14 protein-coding genes are annotated in these 14,582 nt (G+C 61.0%); 10 read left to right on the top strand and 4 right to left on the bottom strand.

Going from position 1 to position 14,582, the window contains the following annotated elements; all coding sequences use genetic code 11:
- The first annotated feature begins 64 nt into the window (after positions 1 to 64).
- The 4 genes from OKW98_RS00220 (at position 65) to OKW98_RS00205 (ending at position 4,113) form a co-directional block, all read left to right on the top strand.
- Complete coding sequence (locus tag OKW98_RS00220) at positions 65 to 1,459, top strand: FAD-binding oxidoreductase (protein ID WP_265389854.1); 1,395 nt, start codon at positions 65 to 67, stop codon at positions 1,457 to 1,459.
- A 38-nt stretch (positions 1,460 to 1,497) separates the two neighbouring features.
- On the top strand, positions 1,498 to 2,163 hold the full coding sequence (locus OKW98_RS00215) for a fumarylacetoacetate hydrolase family protein (RefSeq protein WP_265387495.1): 666 nt from the start codon (positions 1,498 to 1,500) through the stop codon (positions 2,161 to 2,163).
- Positions 2,163 to 3,062 carry an SdiA-regulated domain-containing protein gene (locus OKW98_RS00210; RefSeq protein ID WP_265387494.1) on the top strand — a complete coding sequence of 300 codons (900 nt, stop codon included), beginning with the start codon at positions 2,163 to 2,165 and terminating at the stop codon, positions 3,060 to 3,062. Before OKW98_RS00215 ends, OKW98_RS00210 begins: the two co-directional genes overlap by 1 nt.
- Positions 3,063 to 3,201: 139 nt before the next feature.
- A complete protein-coding gene (locus OKW98_RS00205; RefSeq protein ID WP_265387493.1) occupies positions 3,202 to 4,113 on the top strand; it encodes an SdiA-regulated domain-containing protein in 912 nt (303 codons plus the stop codon).
- Between the two features lie 42 nt (positions 4,114 to 4,155).
- On the opposite strand, the gene rpiA is transcribed toward OKW98_RS00205, so the two are convergent.
- Complete coding sequence (rpiA, locus tag OKW98_RS00200) at positions 4,156 to 4,827, bottom strand: ribose-5-phosphate isomerase RpiA (protein WP_265387492.1); 672 nt, start codon at positions 4,825 to 4,827, stop codon at positions 4,156 to 4,158.
- A 251-nt stretch (positions 4,828 to 5,078) separates the two neighbouring features.
- On the opposite strand from rpiA, the gene ilvA reads away from it, so the two are divergent.
- Positions 5,079 to 6,593 carry a threonine ammonia-lyase, biosynthetic gene (gene ilvA / locus OKW98_RS00195; protein ID WP_265387491.1) on the top strand — a complete coding sequence of 505 codons (1,515 nt, stop codon included), beginning with the start codon at positions 5,079 to 5,081 and terminating at the stop codon, positions 6,591 to 6,593.
- 231 nt (positions 6,594 to 6,824) lie between these two features.
- Positions 6,825 to 7,253 (top strand): DUF2269 domain-containing protein, encoded by a 429-nt coding sequence (locus tag OKW98_RS00190; protein WP_265387490.1) that lies wholly within the window; start codon positions 6,825 to 6,827, stop codon positions 7,251 to 7,253.
- Between the two features lie 105 nt (positions 7,254 to 7,358).
- On the opposite strand, the gene OKW98_RS00185 is transcribed toward OKW98_RS00190, so the two are convergent.
- A complete protein-coding gene (locus OKW98_RS00185; RefSeq protein WP_265387489.1) occupies positions 7,359 to 8,015 on the bottom strand; it encodes an HAD family hydrolase in 657 nt (218 codons plus the stop codon).
- A gap of 166 nt (positions 8,016 to 8,181) precedes the next feature.
- Between OKW98_RS00185 and OKW98_RS00180 the strand changes: the two genes are divergently transcribed.
- Positions 8,182 to 8,661 (top strand): RNA pyrophosphohydrolase, encoded by a 480-nt coding sequence (locus tag OKW98_RS00180; RefSeq protein ID WP_062379340.1) that lies wholly within the window; start codon positions 8,182 to 8,184, stop codon positions 8,659 to 8,661.
- Between the two features lie 21 nt (positions 8,662 to 8,682).
- On the top strand, positions 8,683 to 10,962 hold the full coding sequence (ptsP, locus tag OKW98_RS00175; RefSeq protein ID WP_265387488.1) for a phosphoenolpyruvate--protein phosphotransferase: 2,280 nt from the start codon (positions 8,683 to 8,685) through the stop codon (positions 10,960 to 10,962).
- 226 nt (positions 10,963 to 11,188) lie between these two features.
- Here ptsP and OKW98_RS00170 read toward each other — a convergent pair whose 3' ends face one another.
- Positions 11,189 to 11,935, bottom strand: a complete 747-nt coding sequence (locus OKW98_RS00170) for an NRDE family protein (protein ID WP_265387487.1) — start codon at positions 11,933 to 11,935, stop codon at positions 11,189 to 11,191.
- 266 nt (positions 11,936 to 12,201) lie between these two features.
- Here OKW98_RS00170 and lgt point away from each other — a divergent pair, with 266 nt between their 5' ends.
- Together lgt and OKW98_RS00155 are read left to right on the top strand one after the other, a co-directional pair.
- A complete protein-coding gene (gene lgt, locus OKW98_RS00160) occupies positions 12,202 to 13,008 on the top strand; it encodes a prolipoprotein diacylglyceryl transferase (RefSeq protein ID WP_133774815.1) in 807 nt (268 codons plus the stop codon).
- Positions 13,009 to 13,081: 73 nt separating this feature from the next.
- A complete protein-coding gene (locus tag OKW98_RS00155) occupies positions 13,082 to 13,915 on the top strand; it encodes a thymidylate synthase (RefSeq protein WP_074889717.1) in 834 nt (277 codons plus the stop codon).
- Positions 13,916 to 14,092: 177 nt separating this feature from the next.
- Here the strand turns inward: OKW98_RS00155 and cadR are convergent, their stop codons facing one another.
- The gene (gene cadR / locus OKW98_RS00150; RefSeq protein WP_265387486.1) at positions 14,093 to 14,551 is read right to left on the bottom strand and encodes a Cd(II)/Pb(II)-responsive transcriptional regulator; all 459 of its coding nucleotides are present in this window, start codon (positions 14,549 to 14,551) and stop codon (positions 14,093 to 14,095) included.
- Positions 14,552 to 14,582: the final 31 nt, after the last annotated feature.

Genomic DNA, 14,582 nt, shown 5'->3' with positions numbered 1-14,582 from the left:
AACACCCCATTCCTGGACGTGAGCCGTTCTCAGGATGACCATGAATTGTTCGAGAGTTCTGTTGATGACCCATCCTGCGCTGATAGATGAGCTGAAGACCCTGGTTGAGCCCGGCAAGGTCCTGACCGACGCCGATTCCCTCGAAACCTACGGCAAGGACTGGACCAAGCATTTCGCCCCTGCACCTACCGCCATCGTCTTTCCCAAGACCACCGAACAGGTGCAGGCCATCGTCCGCTGGGCCAATGAACGCAAGGTCGCGCTGGTCCCGTCAGGTGGCCGCACCGGCTTGTCCGCCGCCGCCGTTGCCGCCAATGGTGAGGTGGTCGTCAACTTCGATTACATGAATCAGGTGCTCGAACTCAACCTGACAGACCGCACTGCCATCTGCCAGCCAGGCGTGGTCACCAAGCAGCTGCAGAATCTCGCCGAAGAAAACGGCTTGTATTACCCGGTGGACTTCGCGTCGTCAGGCTCCAGCAATATCGGCGGCAACATCGGCACCAACGCCGGCGGGATCAAAGTGATTCGCTACGGCATGACCCGCAACTGGGTCGCTGGCCTCAAGGTGGTCACCGGCAAGGGTGACCTGCTCGAACTGAACAAAGACCTCATCAAAAACGCCACCGGCTACGACATGCGTCAGCTGTTCATTGGCGCCGAAGGCACGCTGGGGTTCGTGGTCGAGGCGACCATGCGTCTGGACCGCGCGCCGAAAAACCTCACCGCGATGGTCCTCGGTACCACCGATTTCAACGCCATCATGCCGGTGCTGCACGCGTTCCAGAGCAAGCTGGACCTGACCGCATTCGAGTTCTTCTCGGACAAGGCGCTGGCCAAGGTCATGGCCCGCGGTGACGTACCGTCCCCGTTCGACACCGAATGCCCGTTCTACGCACTGCTGGAATTCGAAGCGACCACCGAAGAAGTGGCTAACCACGCGCTGGAAACCTTTGAGCACTGTGTCGAGCAGGGCTGGGTGCTGGATGGCGTGATGAGCCAGAGCGACCAGCAGTTACAGAATCTGTGGAAACTGCGCGAATACATTTCTGAAACCATCTCCCACTTCACGCCGTACAAGAACGACATCTCGGTCACCGTTTCGAAAGTCCCGGCGTTTCTCGCTGAAGTGGACGCGATCGTTGGCCAGCATTACCCGGATTTCGAAATCGTCTGGTTCGGCCACATCGGCGACGGCAACCTGCACCTGAACATCCTCAAGCCGGAAAACCTGAGCAAGGACGAGTTCTTTGCCAAGTGCGCGACGGTGAACAAGTGGGTGTTCGAGATCGTGCAGAAGTACAACGGCTCGATCTCCGCGGAGCACGGCGTCGGTATGACCAAGCGTGACTACCTGCACTACAGCCGGTCGCCGGTGGAAATCGAATACATGAAGGCCGTCAAGGCGGTGTTCGACCCGAACGGCATCATGAACCCCGGCAAAATCTTCGCGGTGTAAAGCGGTTCCCCCTTACAACAAGCTTCTCAGGAGCGCTCATGAGCTATCAGCACAAGTACGTCGACGGCACCAAGGTTCACTTTCCGCTCGGTAAAGTCGTGTGCATCGGCCGCAATTACGCCGAGCACGCCAAGGAACTGGACAACCCGGTACCGACCGAGCCATTGCTGTTCATCAAACCGGGCAGCTGCGTGGTCGGGATCGAGGGTGGCTTCAGCATTCCTCAGGACCGGGGTTCGGTGCACTACGAAGCCGAGATCGTCGTGCTGATCGGCAAGCCGCTGAGCAAGAACCCGAGCCGCGAAGAAGTCCTCGACGCGATTTCCGGATTCGCCCCGGGCCTGGACCTGACGCTGCGCGACGTGCAGTCGAAGCTGAAAGAGAAAGGCCTGCCGTGGGAAATCGCCAAGTCGTTCGACGGCGCGGCGGTCATTGCGCCGTTCGTATCCGCCGACGCCTATCCCGACCTCACTGACATCGCCATCCGCCTGACCATCAACGGCGAAGTCCGCCAGGACGGCAACAGCAGCCACATGCTCAACCCGATCGTGCCGATGATCCAGCACATGGCCTCGCAGTTCTCGCTGCAGGCCGGTGACCTGATCATGACCGGCACGCCCGCAGGCGTAGGACCGTTCAACGTAGGCGATGAGATCGTGCTGGAGCTGACAGGCCAGAGCCGTTTCGAAAGCGACGTACGCTGATGGCATACCGCGAAAGCCGTCTGCGTTTCCGTTGGTGGTGGCTGCTCATTGCAGCGCTGGTGATTCTGTCCGGTCTGTCTTACGCCTGGCACTGGGACGATCGCGGCCTGTTGTGGCTGCGCGAGCGCAACGTCACGCCGGCCGAGCGCGCGGCGGGTATCTGGCTGCCGGATTACAAGGTCGACATCGACGCCAAGCCGCTGGCCGGCATGGAAAAGGACGAGGCCTCGGACCTGTCTTACGATCCGGCGACTAAAACCCTGTATTCGGTGATGGGCAAAAACCCCTTTCTTTCCGAGATCACGCTGACGGGCGACGTCATTCGCAAGATCCCGCTGGTAGGCTGGGCCAACCCCGAGGGCGTCGCCGTTCTGGGCAACGGTCTGATCGCCATCGTCGATGAGCGTCAGCACCTGATGACCATCGTCCACGTCACCCCTGAAACCAAAACCCTCAACATCGCCGACTTCCCCAAGTACGACCTGGGACCCTCGAAGGATCAGAACAAAGCCTTCGAAGGCATCGCCTGGGACCCGCGAGATCAGCAGTTCCTGTTTGGCGAAGAGCGCCCACCCGCGCTGTACAGCTGGAAGGCCGACGGCAGCAGCGAAGTGAAGGGCGAGAAGCGCAAGCTGATCAACGACAACCTGATCGTGCGCAACCTGTCGTCCCTGTATGCGGACCAGAAGACCGGGCATTTGCTGGTATTGTCTGCCGAATCCCACATGCTGCTGGAGCTGGACGGCAAGGGAAATCAGGTCAGCTTCATGACGCTGCTGCGCGGTTTCAATGGTCTGAGCGAGACCATCCCGCGCGCCGAAGGGGTGGCGATGGACGAGAACGGCACCATTTACATGGTCAGCGAGCCCAACCTGTTTTACGCCTTCAAGCGGCAATAATGGCTGGCCCGCTTCGGCCGGATCAGCTGCCTCCGCTCGCTTGAGCCCGAAAAAGCCGAAACGAGATGTCACATGGCTTTCAGTTTGGCTTCAGAATACGGTGCTATTAAAGCCGCCCCACTGAAGTCGAGCCCCCTGCATGCGTCGTGTGTCCCCGTTCCAGAGCGTCGTGCTCACGTTACTTGTCCTGCTGATACTGACCGCGTCGTTTTTCGTGGCGCGCGAATACCGGGTCATCGAGCGGCTCTGGTTCAACTGGTACGTGTTCTGGCAATCAAGCGATGCCCAGGCGCTGGGGCTTGACGCTTATGAAGTCGAGATTGAGGCGAGGGCCATCGACGGCTTGTCAGATAACGTTTCGGCGCTCAGCTTCGATCCGCAGCGCAAAACGCTGTTCACCGTGACCAACAAAGACCCCGAGCTGGTCGAGCTGAGTCTGGACGGGCGGATTCTCAGACGAATTCCCCTGACCGGGTTCGGGGATGCCGAAGCGGTCGAGTACATCAGCCCCGGGATCTACGTCATCAGCGACGAGCACAGTCAGCGGCTGATCAAGGTTCACGTGGATGACGACACGACTTTCCTCAATGCCGCCGATGCCGAGCAGCTGACCCTGGGCATCGACGCTGGCGGCAACAACGGCTTCGAAGGCCTGGCCTACGATAATCAGGGGCGCCGGCTGTTCATCGCGAAAGAGCGGCGGCCGGTGCAGATCATCGAAGTGCGCGGATTCCCTGACGCCGGAACTCATTCACCGAACATCCTTGAAGTGACGTCCAACAAACAGCGGGATGCGGGCCTGTTTGTGCGCGACCTTTCCAGCTTGCAGTTCGACGAGCGAAGCGGCCATCTGCTGGCGCTGTCGGATGAGTCGCGGCAGATTCTCGAGCTGGACACTGAAGGCCGGCCAGTCGCCAACGTGTCACTGACCAAGGGCAGCATGGGCCTGAGCCAAAGCGTGCCCCAGGCTGAAGGCATCGCCATGGGGGATGACGGCACGTTGTACGTCGTGAGCGAGCCGAACCTGTTTTATGTGTTCAAGAAGCGCTGAGGGCAAGGCATCCCCGCGAGGATTCGCCTTGCCCCGCAACCATCAGCGCTTGAGGGTTTTCACGCCTTCTTGAGTGCCCAGCAGCAGCAGATCCGCCGGGCGCGCGGCGAACAGGCCGTTGGTGACGACGCCGACGATGTTATTGATCTGCGCTTCCAATTCCACCGGGTTGGTGATGTTCATGTTGTGCACATCGAGGAGGATGTTGCCGTTGTCCGTCAGCACGCCCTCGCGGTAAACCGGGTCGCCGCCCAGCTTCACCAGTTCGCGGGCCACGTGGCTGCGGGCCATCGGGATCACTTCGACCGGCAGGGGAAACGCGCCCAGCACCGGTACCAGCTTGCTGGCGTCAGCGATGCAGATGAAGGTTTTGGCCACGGCGGCCACGATCTTCTCGCGGGTCAGGGCTGCGCCGCCGCCTTTGATCAGGTTCAGGTGCTCGTCGCTTTCGTCGGCGCCGTCGACGTAAAACTCCAGATCGCTGACCGTGTTCAGCTCATACACCGGAATGCCGTGGCCCTTGAGGCGTGCGGCCGTTGCGTCGGAGCTCGCGACTGCGCCGTCGAACGCGCCTTTGTGCAGGGCCAGCGCGTCGATGAAGCAATTGGCGGTAGAGCCGGTGCCCACGCCCACGACGCTTTTGTCGTCGAGTTTCGGAAGGATGAAATCGACGGCGGCCTGGGCAACGGCCTGTTTGAGTTGATCCTGGGTCATGCGAGGTGGGCTCCGGTTAAGAATGACGAACTGTAGGAGCGCGCTTGCCCGCGAAGGCGGTATGTCAGCGACGAATCGGTGACAGTGGGAATGCCATCGCGGGCTAGCGCGCTCTTACAGGGAATAGCATAGGTCCGAGGGCCGGCAGTATAGCGACATGCCGTCGTCAAAGCCTGAGTCTTGATGTGGTCGTGCGCCGGGGCGAGGGGTAGACTTCCGGGTCTTGCCCCTTCGCCAGCGATTCTTCCCCGATGATCGAGCACTACGTCAAAAAGATCCTCAACTCCCGCGTCTACGACGTCGCCGTGGAAACCCCGCTGCACGCCGCGCGCCAGCTGTCGGCGCGCCTGGGCAATAACGTCCTGCTCAAACGCGAAGACTTGCAGCCGGTGTACTCCTTCAAGATTCGTGGCGCCTACAACAAGCTGGCGCAGCTGAGCCCGGAAGAACTGGCGCGGGGCGTGGTGACGGCGTCGGCGGGTAATCATGCCCAGGGCCTGGCGCTGGCGGCGAAGACGCTGAATGTAGCAGCGACCATCGTGATGCCGAAGACCACCCCGGAGATCAAGGTCGAAGGCGTGCGCTCCCGGGGCGGAAAGGTCGTACTGCATGGCGACTCGTTTCCCGAAGCCTTGGCGTATTCGCTGAAGCTGGTGGAGGAACACGGCTACGTGTACGTCCACCCCTACGACGACCCTGACACCATTGCCGGGCAAGGCACGGTGGCGATGGAAATCCTGCGTCAGCATCAGGGCCCACTGGACGCGATCTTCGTCCCGGTCGGTGGTGGTGGGCTGATTGCCGGCATCGCGGCGTACGTGAAATACCTGCGCCCGGAGATCAAGGTGATAGGCGTCGAGCCGGATGACTCCAACTGCCTGCAACAGGCGATGGCCTATGGCGAGCGCGTGATCCTTCAACAGGTCGGGCTGTTTGCCGATGGCGTGGCCGTGGCGCAGATCGGTCAGTACACCTTCGAGATCTGCAAGGATTACGTCGACGAGGTGATCACCGTCAGCACCGATGAAATCTGCGCGGCGATCAAGGACATCTACGACGATACCCGCTCGATCACTGAGCCCTCCGGCGCCCTGGGCGTCGCCGGGATCAAGAAGTACACCGAGCAGTACGAAGTCACCGGGCAGACGTTTGTGGCCATCGACTCCGGCGCCAACGTGAATTTCGACCGTCTGCGCCATGTCGCCGAACGCGCCGAACTGGGCGAAGGCCGCGAAGCAATCATTGCCGTGACCATTCCGGAACAGGCGGGCAGCTTCAAGGCGTTCTGCGAAGCGATTGGTAAACGGCAGATCACCGAATTCAACTACCGCTACCACACCGACCGCGAGGCGCACATCTTCGTCGGCGTGCAGACCCACCCCGACACCGACCCTCGCAAAGCCCTGATCGCGAGCCTGACGGAGCAGGGCTTCCCGGTGCTGGACCTCACCGATAACGAGCTGGCCAAACTGCACCTGCGGCACATGGTCGGCGGGCATTCGGAGCGGGTGAGCGACGAAGTGGTGCTGCGTTTCGAATTCCCCGAGCGGCCAGGCGCGCTGTTCAACTTCCTGAACAAGCTGGGCGGGAAGTGGAATATCTCGATGTTCCACTACCGCAACCATGGTGCGGCGGATGGTCGGGTGGTGGCCGGGCTGGTCGTGCCGGAAGACGAGCGACATCTGGTGCCCCAGGCGCTGGCGGAGATTGGTTATCCGTACTGGGATGAGACCAAGAACCCGGCGTACAAGCTGTTTTTGGGGTGATGCCATTGAGCGCCTGCCAGCGCCCCGTGCCATCTGACTGACGCCGGCTGACTGTAGGAGCCGGCTCACTGCGAACGCGATTGATCATCCGCCGCATACATTGATTGACCGACGGATTCGCCAGCAAGCCGGCTCCTACAAGGTAGGTTGAGCCCTAAAGCTGCATCAAGTCGTTGACATGCAACCGGCTGCTACGCTTCAAACACCGCCAGACGAAGGAACACGAACGCAATGGAACACTTTGCTGCACTGAAAATTTTGCATGTCGTCAGCACGGTGCTGCTGTTCATCTGCGCGCTGGGGCTGATCGTATGGATTGTCCGTGGACGTCGGGCCGGCGATGCGACGGTGCAGAACCGCGCCATGCAGCGGCCGTGGGCATTTGTCTGGTTGCTGATGGGTGTGTGTTTGCTGACCCTGCCGATCAGCGGCTGGTGGCTGGTGCACTACGCCGGCTGGCCGCTGGGGCAGACCTGGCTGCTGGCGGCGAGCGTGCTGTATCTCTTCGGCGCCTTGAGCTGGGCCTGGCTGGCGGTGCGGGTCAATCGCCTGCGCCGGCCGGTCATTGTCGGCAACTCCCGCTTCACACTGGCACTGGCCGTGTTCAGCGTCGTCTGTTTCGTGGCGATTGCCGGGCTGATGGGTGCCAAACCGATATAAATCCCGTTCCGCCATGACAGCGGGCTAGCCTGCTCGATTGTTCGCGGGCAAGCCTCCTACAGTGGCCGCGGAGACTCGTAGGAGCGAGCTTGCTCGCGAAGGCTTTCAATCGCGCAGTGAAATCACCGGCCAGCCACGACGGGTGGCTTCGGCGCGCAGCTTTTCATCAGCATCGACCGCTACCGGATTAGCCACCTGCTCCAGCAGTGGCAAATCGTTCATCGAATCGCTGTAGAACCAGCTGTCGTCCAGGTTGAAGCCGTTCTCTTCGATCCAGCGATTCAGGCGGGTCACCTTGCCCTCGCGAAAGCACGGCACGTCAGTGGTGCGCCCGGTGTAGCGGCCATCGACCATTTCGCACTCGGTCGCCAGCAACGTGTCGATGCCCAGCCGGGCCACGATCGGCGCGGTCACGAAACGGTTGGTCGCCGTGATCACCACCAGTTTGTCGCCAGCTTCGCGGTGTTTGGCAATGAGGGCCATGGCTTTCGGCAGGATCAATGGCTCGATGCAGTCGCGCATGAATTCCCGGTGCCATTCGTCGAGCTGCGCCATGTCGGTGCGGCCCAGAATCTCCAGGCTGAAATTCAGGTAGTCGGTCAGATTCAGCGTGCCGGCCAGATAGTCCTGATAGAAAGCATCGTTGCGGGCCTTGTAGGCAGCGCCGTCCAGGATGCCGCGTTCGCACAGGTAATCGCCCCAGGCGTGGTCGCTGTCGCCGCCGATAAGGGTGTTGTCGAGGTCGAACAGGGCCAGGCGCATGGGCTTTACTCGCTGAAATATCAGAAAAAAGAGCACAAGAATACGAGGTTTGCCCGAGAGATCGCATCTATTAATGCAGTTGTCACGATAAGCTGTCGCAGCCTCGTTGCTGCTTGAACGATCTTTGTGGAACAATGCGGCGACATGCGTTTGCGAGGTTGTGGCCGTGATCGACCCCGATGGTTTTCGCCCTAATGTCGGGATAATTCTGACAAATGATGCTGGCCAGGTCTTATGGGCTCGGCGCATCAATCAAGATGCCTGGCAGTTTCCGCAGGGGGGTATCAACCCTCAGGAGACCCCGGAAGACGCGCTTTACCGTGAATTGAATGAAGAAGTCGGGCTGGAACGGCATGATGTTGAAATTCTTGCCTGCACCCGGGGTTGGTTGCGCTATCGTCTGCCGCAACGATTGGTCCGTACCCACAGCCAGCCGCTGTGCATCGGCCAGAAGCAAAAATGGTTTCTCCTGCGCCTGATCTCCAACGAGCAGCGGGTGCGGATGGATTTGACCGGCAAACCGGAGTTCGATGGCTGGCGTTGGGTCAGTTATTGGTACCCGTTGGGCCAGGTGGTGACATTCAAGCGCGAGGTATATCGCCGCGCACTCAAAGAGCTTGCCCCGCGCCTGTTGGCGCGCGACTGACACGGAGTTCGACCCCGAGCCATGCTCAATACGCTGCGCAAGATCGTCCAGGAAGTTAACTCCGCCAAGGATCTCAAGGCGGCGTTGGGCATTATTGTGTTGCGCGTAAAAGAGGCCATGCACAGCCAGGTGTGCTCGGTCTATCTGCTCGACACCGAAACGAACCGCTTCGTACTGATGGCCACCGAAGGCCTGAACAAGCGCTCGATCGGCAAGGTGAGCATGGCCCCGAACGAGGGGCTCGTGGGCCTGGTCGGTACGCGTGAAGAACCGCTGAACCTCGAAAACGCCGCCGATCACCCCCGCTATCGCTACTTTGCTGAGACCGGCGAAGAGCGCTACGCGTCTTTTCTCGGTGCGCCGATCATCCACCACCGCAGGGTTGTTGGCGTTCTGGTCATCCAGCAAAAGGAGCGGCGTCAGTTCGACGAGGGCGAAGAAGCCTTCCTGGTGACGATGAGCGCGCAACTCGCGGGCGTAATCGCTCATGCCGAAGCCACCGGCTCCATCCGCGGGCTGGGCCGGCAGGGCAAGGGCATTCAGGAAGCCCGATTCGTCGGCGTGCCGGGTTCACCGGGTGCTGCCGTCGGTACCGCGCTGGTGATGCTGCCGCCGGCCGACCTCGAAGTCGTGCCGGACAAGACCGTCACGGACATCACCGCTGAACTGAAATTGTTCCAGACCGCGCTTGAAGGCGTTCGCAGTGACATGCGCACCCTTTCGGCGAAGTTGGCGACTCAATTGCGCCCTGAAGAGCGCGCTTTGTTCGACGTTTACTTGATGATGCTCGACGATGCGTCGTTGGGCAGCGAAGTCACCAACGTCATCAAGACCGGCCAGTGGGCCCAGGGCGCGTTGCGCTCTGTGGTCAACGAGCACGTCAAACGCTTCGAGCTGATGGACGACGCCTACCTGCGCGAGCGCGCATCGGACGTCAAAGACCTCGGTCGCCGTCTGCTCGCCTACCTTCAGGAGGCGCGCCAGCAAACGCTGGTCTACCCCGACAACACCATTCTGGTCAGCGAAGAGCTGTCGCCTGCCATGCTCGGCGAGGTGCCGGAAGGCAAGTTGGTGGGGCTGATTTCGGTACTCGGCTCGGGTAACTCCCACGTTGCCATTCTGGCCCGCGCCATGGGCATTCCCACGGTCATGGGCGTGGTGGACCTGCCGTACTCGAAAGTCGACGGCATCCAGCTGATCGTCGACGGCTACCACGGCGAAGTCTTCACCAACCCGTCAGAGATCCTGATCAAGCAGTATTCCGTCGTCGTCGAAGAGGAGCGTCAGCTCTCTCAAGGCCTCGACGCGCTGCGTGAATTGCCCTGCGTGACCCTCGACGGCCACCGCATGCCGCTGTGGGTCAACACCGGTCTGCTGGCAGACGTGGCCCGCGCGCAACAGCGTGGCGCGGAAGGCGTTGGCCTGTACCGCACCGAAGTGCCGTTCATGATTCAGCAGCGGTTCCCGAGCGAGAAAGAACAGCTCGCCATCTACCGTGAGCAATTGGCGGCGTTCCATCCGCTGCCGGTAACGATGCGAACCCTGGACATCGGTGGCGACAAGTCGCTTTCGTACTTCCCGATCAAGGAAGACAACCCGTTCCTCGGCTGGCGCGGCATTCGCGTCACGCTGGACCACCCGGAAATCTTCCTGGTGCAGACCCGCGCCATGCTCAAGGCCAGCGAAGGCTTGAACAACCTGCGGATTCTGCTGCCGATGATTTCCGGCACCCACGAGACCGAAGAGGCGCTGCACCTGATCCACCGAGCGTGGGGCGAAGTGCGCGATGAAGGCACCGATGTGCCGATGCCGCCGGTGGGCGTGATGATCGAAATACCTGCTGCGGTCTATCAGACCCGTGAGCTGGCGCGTCAGGTGGATTTCCTGTCGGTCGGTTCCAACGACCTCACTCAATATTTGCTGGCGGTCGACCGTAATAACCCGCGCGTGGCGGATTTGTACGATTACCTCCACCCGGCGGTGCTCCAGGCCCTGCAGAGCGTGGTGCGCGATGCCCACGCCGAAGGCAAGCCGGTGAGCATCTGCGGCGAAATGGCCGGTGATCCTGCGGCGGCGGTGCTGCTGATGGCGATGGGCTTCGACAGCCTGTCGATGAACGCCACCAACTTGCCGAAAGTGAAGTGGATGCTGCGTCAGATCAACCTGAGCATGGCCAAGGACCTGTTGGCCCAGTTGATGAAGAACGACAACCCGCAAGTCATCAGCAGCTCGTTACAACTGGCGCTGAGAAATCTGGGCCTGTCGCGGATGATCAATCCGGGGTCTGTGAAGGGGCATTGAGGTTCGGTTGGCTCAGCACCGACCTTGATGGCCACCTATGGTCTGTAGGAGCCGGCTTGCTGGCGAATGCGATTATCCAGCGCCACTGATGGTGCCTGACACACACGGTTCGCCAGCAAGCCGGCTCCTAAAAAAAATCGCGCTATGTCAGTTACATCTGCGTCTGTGCGGTGTAACGCCTGACGCCTTCCCGGCTAAAGCCGGTCCCACAAAAACCTGATGCCGGTTAAACCTGCAGGTCCACCTCACCCAATCTCCCGCCATACGGCCCAAAGCTGCGCTCGATCAGGCGTCGGCTGCCGTCAGCATTGACCAGCAATACCGTGCTCGCCCGGGTGCCGTAATTGGGGCTGGCGATGAACACGCTCGACAGCAGCTTCTCCGTCGCCAGTCCCACACCGGTGCTCGGCAGTTCGGCATCGGGCGCAGGTTCGTGGTCGGCCAGGAAACCAAACAGCGCTTCGGGATCAGGCGTATGCAGCTGTTCCGACAGCGCGGCTTTGGCTTTCACCAGCTTCGGCCACGGCGTGTCGAGCCCGGCGTTGGACACACCGTAAACGCCCGCTTCCAGGCGGCGGGGTGTTGTGTCGTTCCCATTGAGGAAGTGCAACTGCTGACGATCACCCACCAGCAGGTTGAACCCACCGTACTCCGCTGATCGCGCGGCCATCTCACGCACATACTCATCCATGGATACATCACTGGTCAAAAAACCAGCAACCAATTCGCCCCGCGAACGACGGCCAGGCGGCTTGCCTGGCTCGCGGATGTTGGTGAGCGCCGCGAACCGTCCGTCAGCATTGATGCCCAGCCAAGTGCCGCCGGCCTCAAGATCGCGCCCCGCATACACCTGCGGCGCGTCTTCCCACTGCGCCAGCGGCAAAGTAGGGCGCGCGTAGAACTCGTCACGATTGGCCGCCAGAATCAGCGATTGAGGGTGCGACGGCCGCCAGGCGAAGACGATAAGGCACATGGATGACTCCTTTTTGCGCCACTTTACCGACCCCGCACGCCGACATCCATCGCACGCTGCTAGAGCGGATCGGCGCGGTCCGGTAACATGCCGCACTGTTTTTGAGAGATGTCCGCGCCAGACGTGGCGACATCGTCGGCGTGCGGGTTTGCCAACGCGGTCGCTCTCGCACCAAGTTTCATCATTATTGGGTGGCACCACCTGCTGCCGCCGCCGCATAGTTCTGCTTCGTCGCTCAATGAGCGCTTCTATTTCAAGGAGTCGCAATGCTGCCTTACCCGCAGATTGACCCGGTAGCTGTGGCCATCGGTCCGCTGCAAATTCACTGGTACGGCCTGATGTATCTGGTCGGCATCGGCAGTGCCTGGTACCTGGCATCCCGTCGCCTGAATCGCTTTGACCCGACGTGGACCAAGGAAAAGCTCTCGGACATGATTTTCTGGGTCGCCATGGGCGTCATCGTCGGTGGGCGGCTCGGCTACGTGCTGTTCTACGATCTGCCCAACTACATCGCCAACCCGCTGCTGATTTTTGAAGTGTGGAAGGGCGGCATGGCGTTCCACGGCGGCTTCATCGGCGTGATGATCGCCACGTACTGGTTCGGCAAGCGCAACGGCAAGTCGTTCTTCCAGCTCATGGACTTCATCGCGCCCATGGTGCCGATTGGTCTGGGCGCCGGGCGCATCGGCAACTTCATCAACGCCGAACTGTGGGGCAAGCCGACTGATCTGCCTTGGGCCATGGTGTTCCCCACCGACCCTGCGCAGCTGCCGCGCCACCCTTCACAGCTCTACCAGTTCGCGCTGGAAGGCGTGGCCCTGTTCGTCATTCTCTATTTCTTCTCCCGCAAGCCGCGTCCGACCATGGCCGTGTCCGGCATGTTCGCGCTGTTCTACGGCATCTTCCGCTTCGTGGTGGAGTTCGTCCGCGTGCCGGACGCCCAGCTGGGTTATCTGGCCTGGGGCTGGGTCACCATGGGGCAGATCCTCAGCCTGCCGATGATCATCGGCGGCCTGGTGCTGATCTGGCTTGCCTACCACCGCGCGCCCGCTGCCAACAACGCTGCAGCGTGACGCGCCGGGTACATTTGTTGAACGCCGGGCCTGAAAGGTTCGGCGGATTCACCGAAACAGAGGGCCTTTGGTCATGAAGCAATACCTTGAACTGCTGCAGGACGTCATCAACAACGGAACCCGCAAGGGCGACCGCACCGGGACTGGCACCACTGCCGTGTTCGGTCGGCAGATTCGCCACAACCTGGCCGATGGCTTTCCGCTGCTGACCACCAAGAAGCTGCACTTCAAGAGCATCGCCAATGAGCTGATCTGGATGCTCAGCGGCAACACCAACACCAAATGGCTGAACGAGAACGGCGTGACCATCTGGGACGAGTGGGCCACCGAAGACGGCGACCTCGGCCCGGTATACGGCGCGCAATGGACCGGCTGGCCGACCAAGGATGGCGGCAAGATCAACCAGATTGACTACATGGTCGACTGCCTGAAGAACAACCCCAACAGCCGGCGCATCCTGTTCCATGGCTGGAACACCGAATACCTGCCGGACGAGAAGCTGTCGCCGCAGGAGAACGTCAAGGCCGGGCGTCAGGCCCTCGCGGTGTGCCATCTGCTGTATCAGGCATTCGTCGCGGACGGCAAGCTGTCGATGCAGTTGTATATTCGCAGTTCCGATGTCTTCCTCGGCCTGCCGTACAACATCGCCGCGCTGGCACTGCTGACCCACATGCTGGCTCAGCAATGCGACCTGATCCCCCACGAGATCATCGTCAGCCTGGGCGACACCCACGCTTACTCCAATCATGAAGAGCAGATTGCGACGCAGCTCACGCGCACCCCGCGACAGCTGCCGCAGCTGAACATCAAGCGCCGCCCGGAGAGCATCTACGACTACCGATTCGAAGATTTCGAGATCGTGGGTTATGACGCCGATCCGAGCATTAAAGCGCCAGTGGCTGTTTAGTCGCCGATCCGAGCCGTTCGCTGGACCTGTAGGCGCGCGCTTGCCCGCGAATGCGATTTTTCTATGCCAGGTCGTTGCCTGACACACTGCGTTCGCGGGCAAGCGCGCTCCTACGCCCATCCTGACAGTGGGACCGGCTTTAGCCGGGAAGGCGTCGGATGCCACACCATAAGCCGTTCAATGCCCGTGGCTGCGCCCGACGTGGGAGTGTTCGACATCCGCGGCCACGACGCTGCCGCTGATTTCCAGTCGATCAAGGATCCCGCAGTGATCCGGCGCGCCTTCGCTGCAGCGTTGGCGCAGGTCGACCAGTTGCTCCTGCAGCGCCTGCAGGCTCGCGACGCGGGCGTTTACGTGCTGGATGTGTTCATCGATCAGCGCGTTGACGTTCTCGCATTGGTCCCGCGGACTGTCGCGTAGCGCCAAGAGGCTGCGGATTTCGTCCAGCGTCATGTCCAGGCTGCGGCAATTACGGATGAAGGTCAGCCGCTCGACGTGCTCCTGTGTGTACAGCCGATAGTTGCCGTCGCTGCGTGCAGGCTCGCTGAGCAGGCCCTCGCGCTCGTAATAGCGGATGGTTTCCACCGGGCAGTCCGTCAGTTTTGCCAGTTCGCCGATTTTAAATGAATCGTTCATGTGCAAGATCTCGATAGGACGCTTGACCCTA

Origin of the sequence: Pseudomonas sp. KU26590 (assembly GCF_026153515.1) — a bacterium.
Lineage (GTDB): Bacteria > Pseudomonadota > Gammaproteobacteria > Pseudomonadales > Pseudomonadaceae > Aquipseudomonas.
The sequence above is the reverse complement of the archived record's forward strand: the minus strand, read 5'-3'. Positions and strand labels throughout refer to the sequence as shown.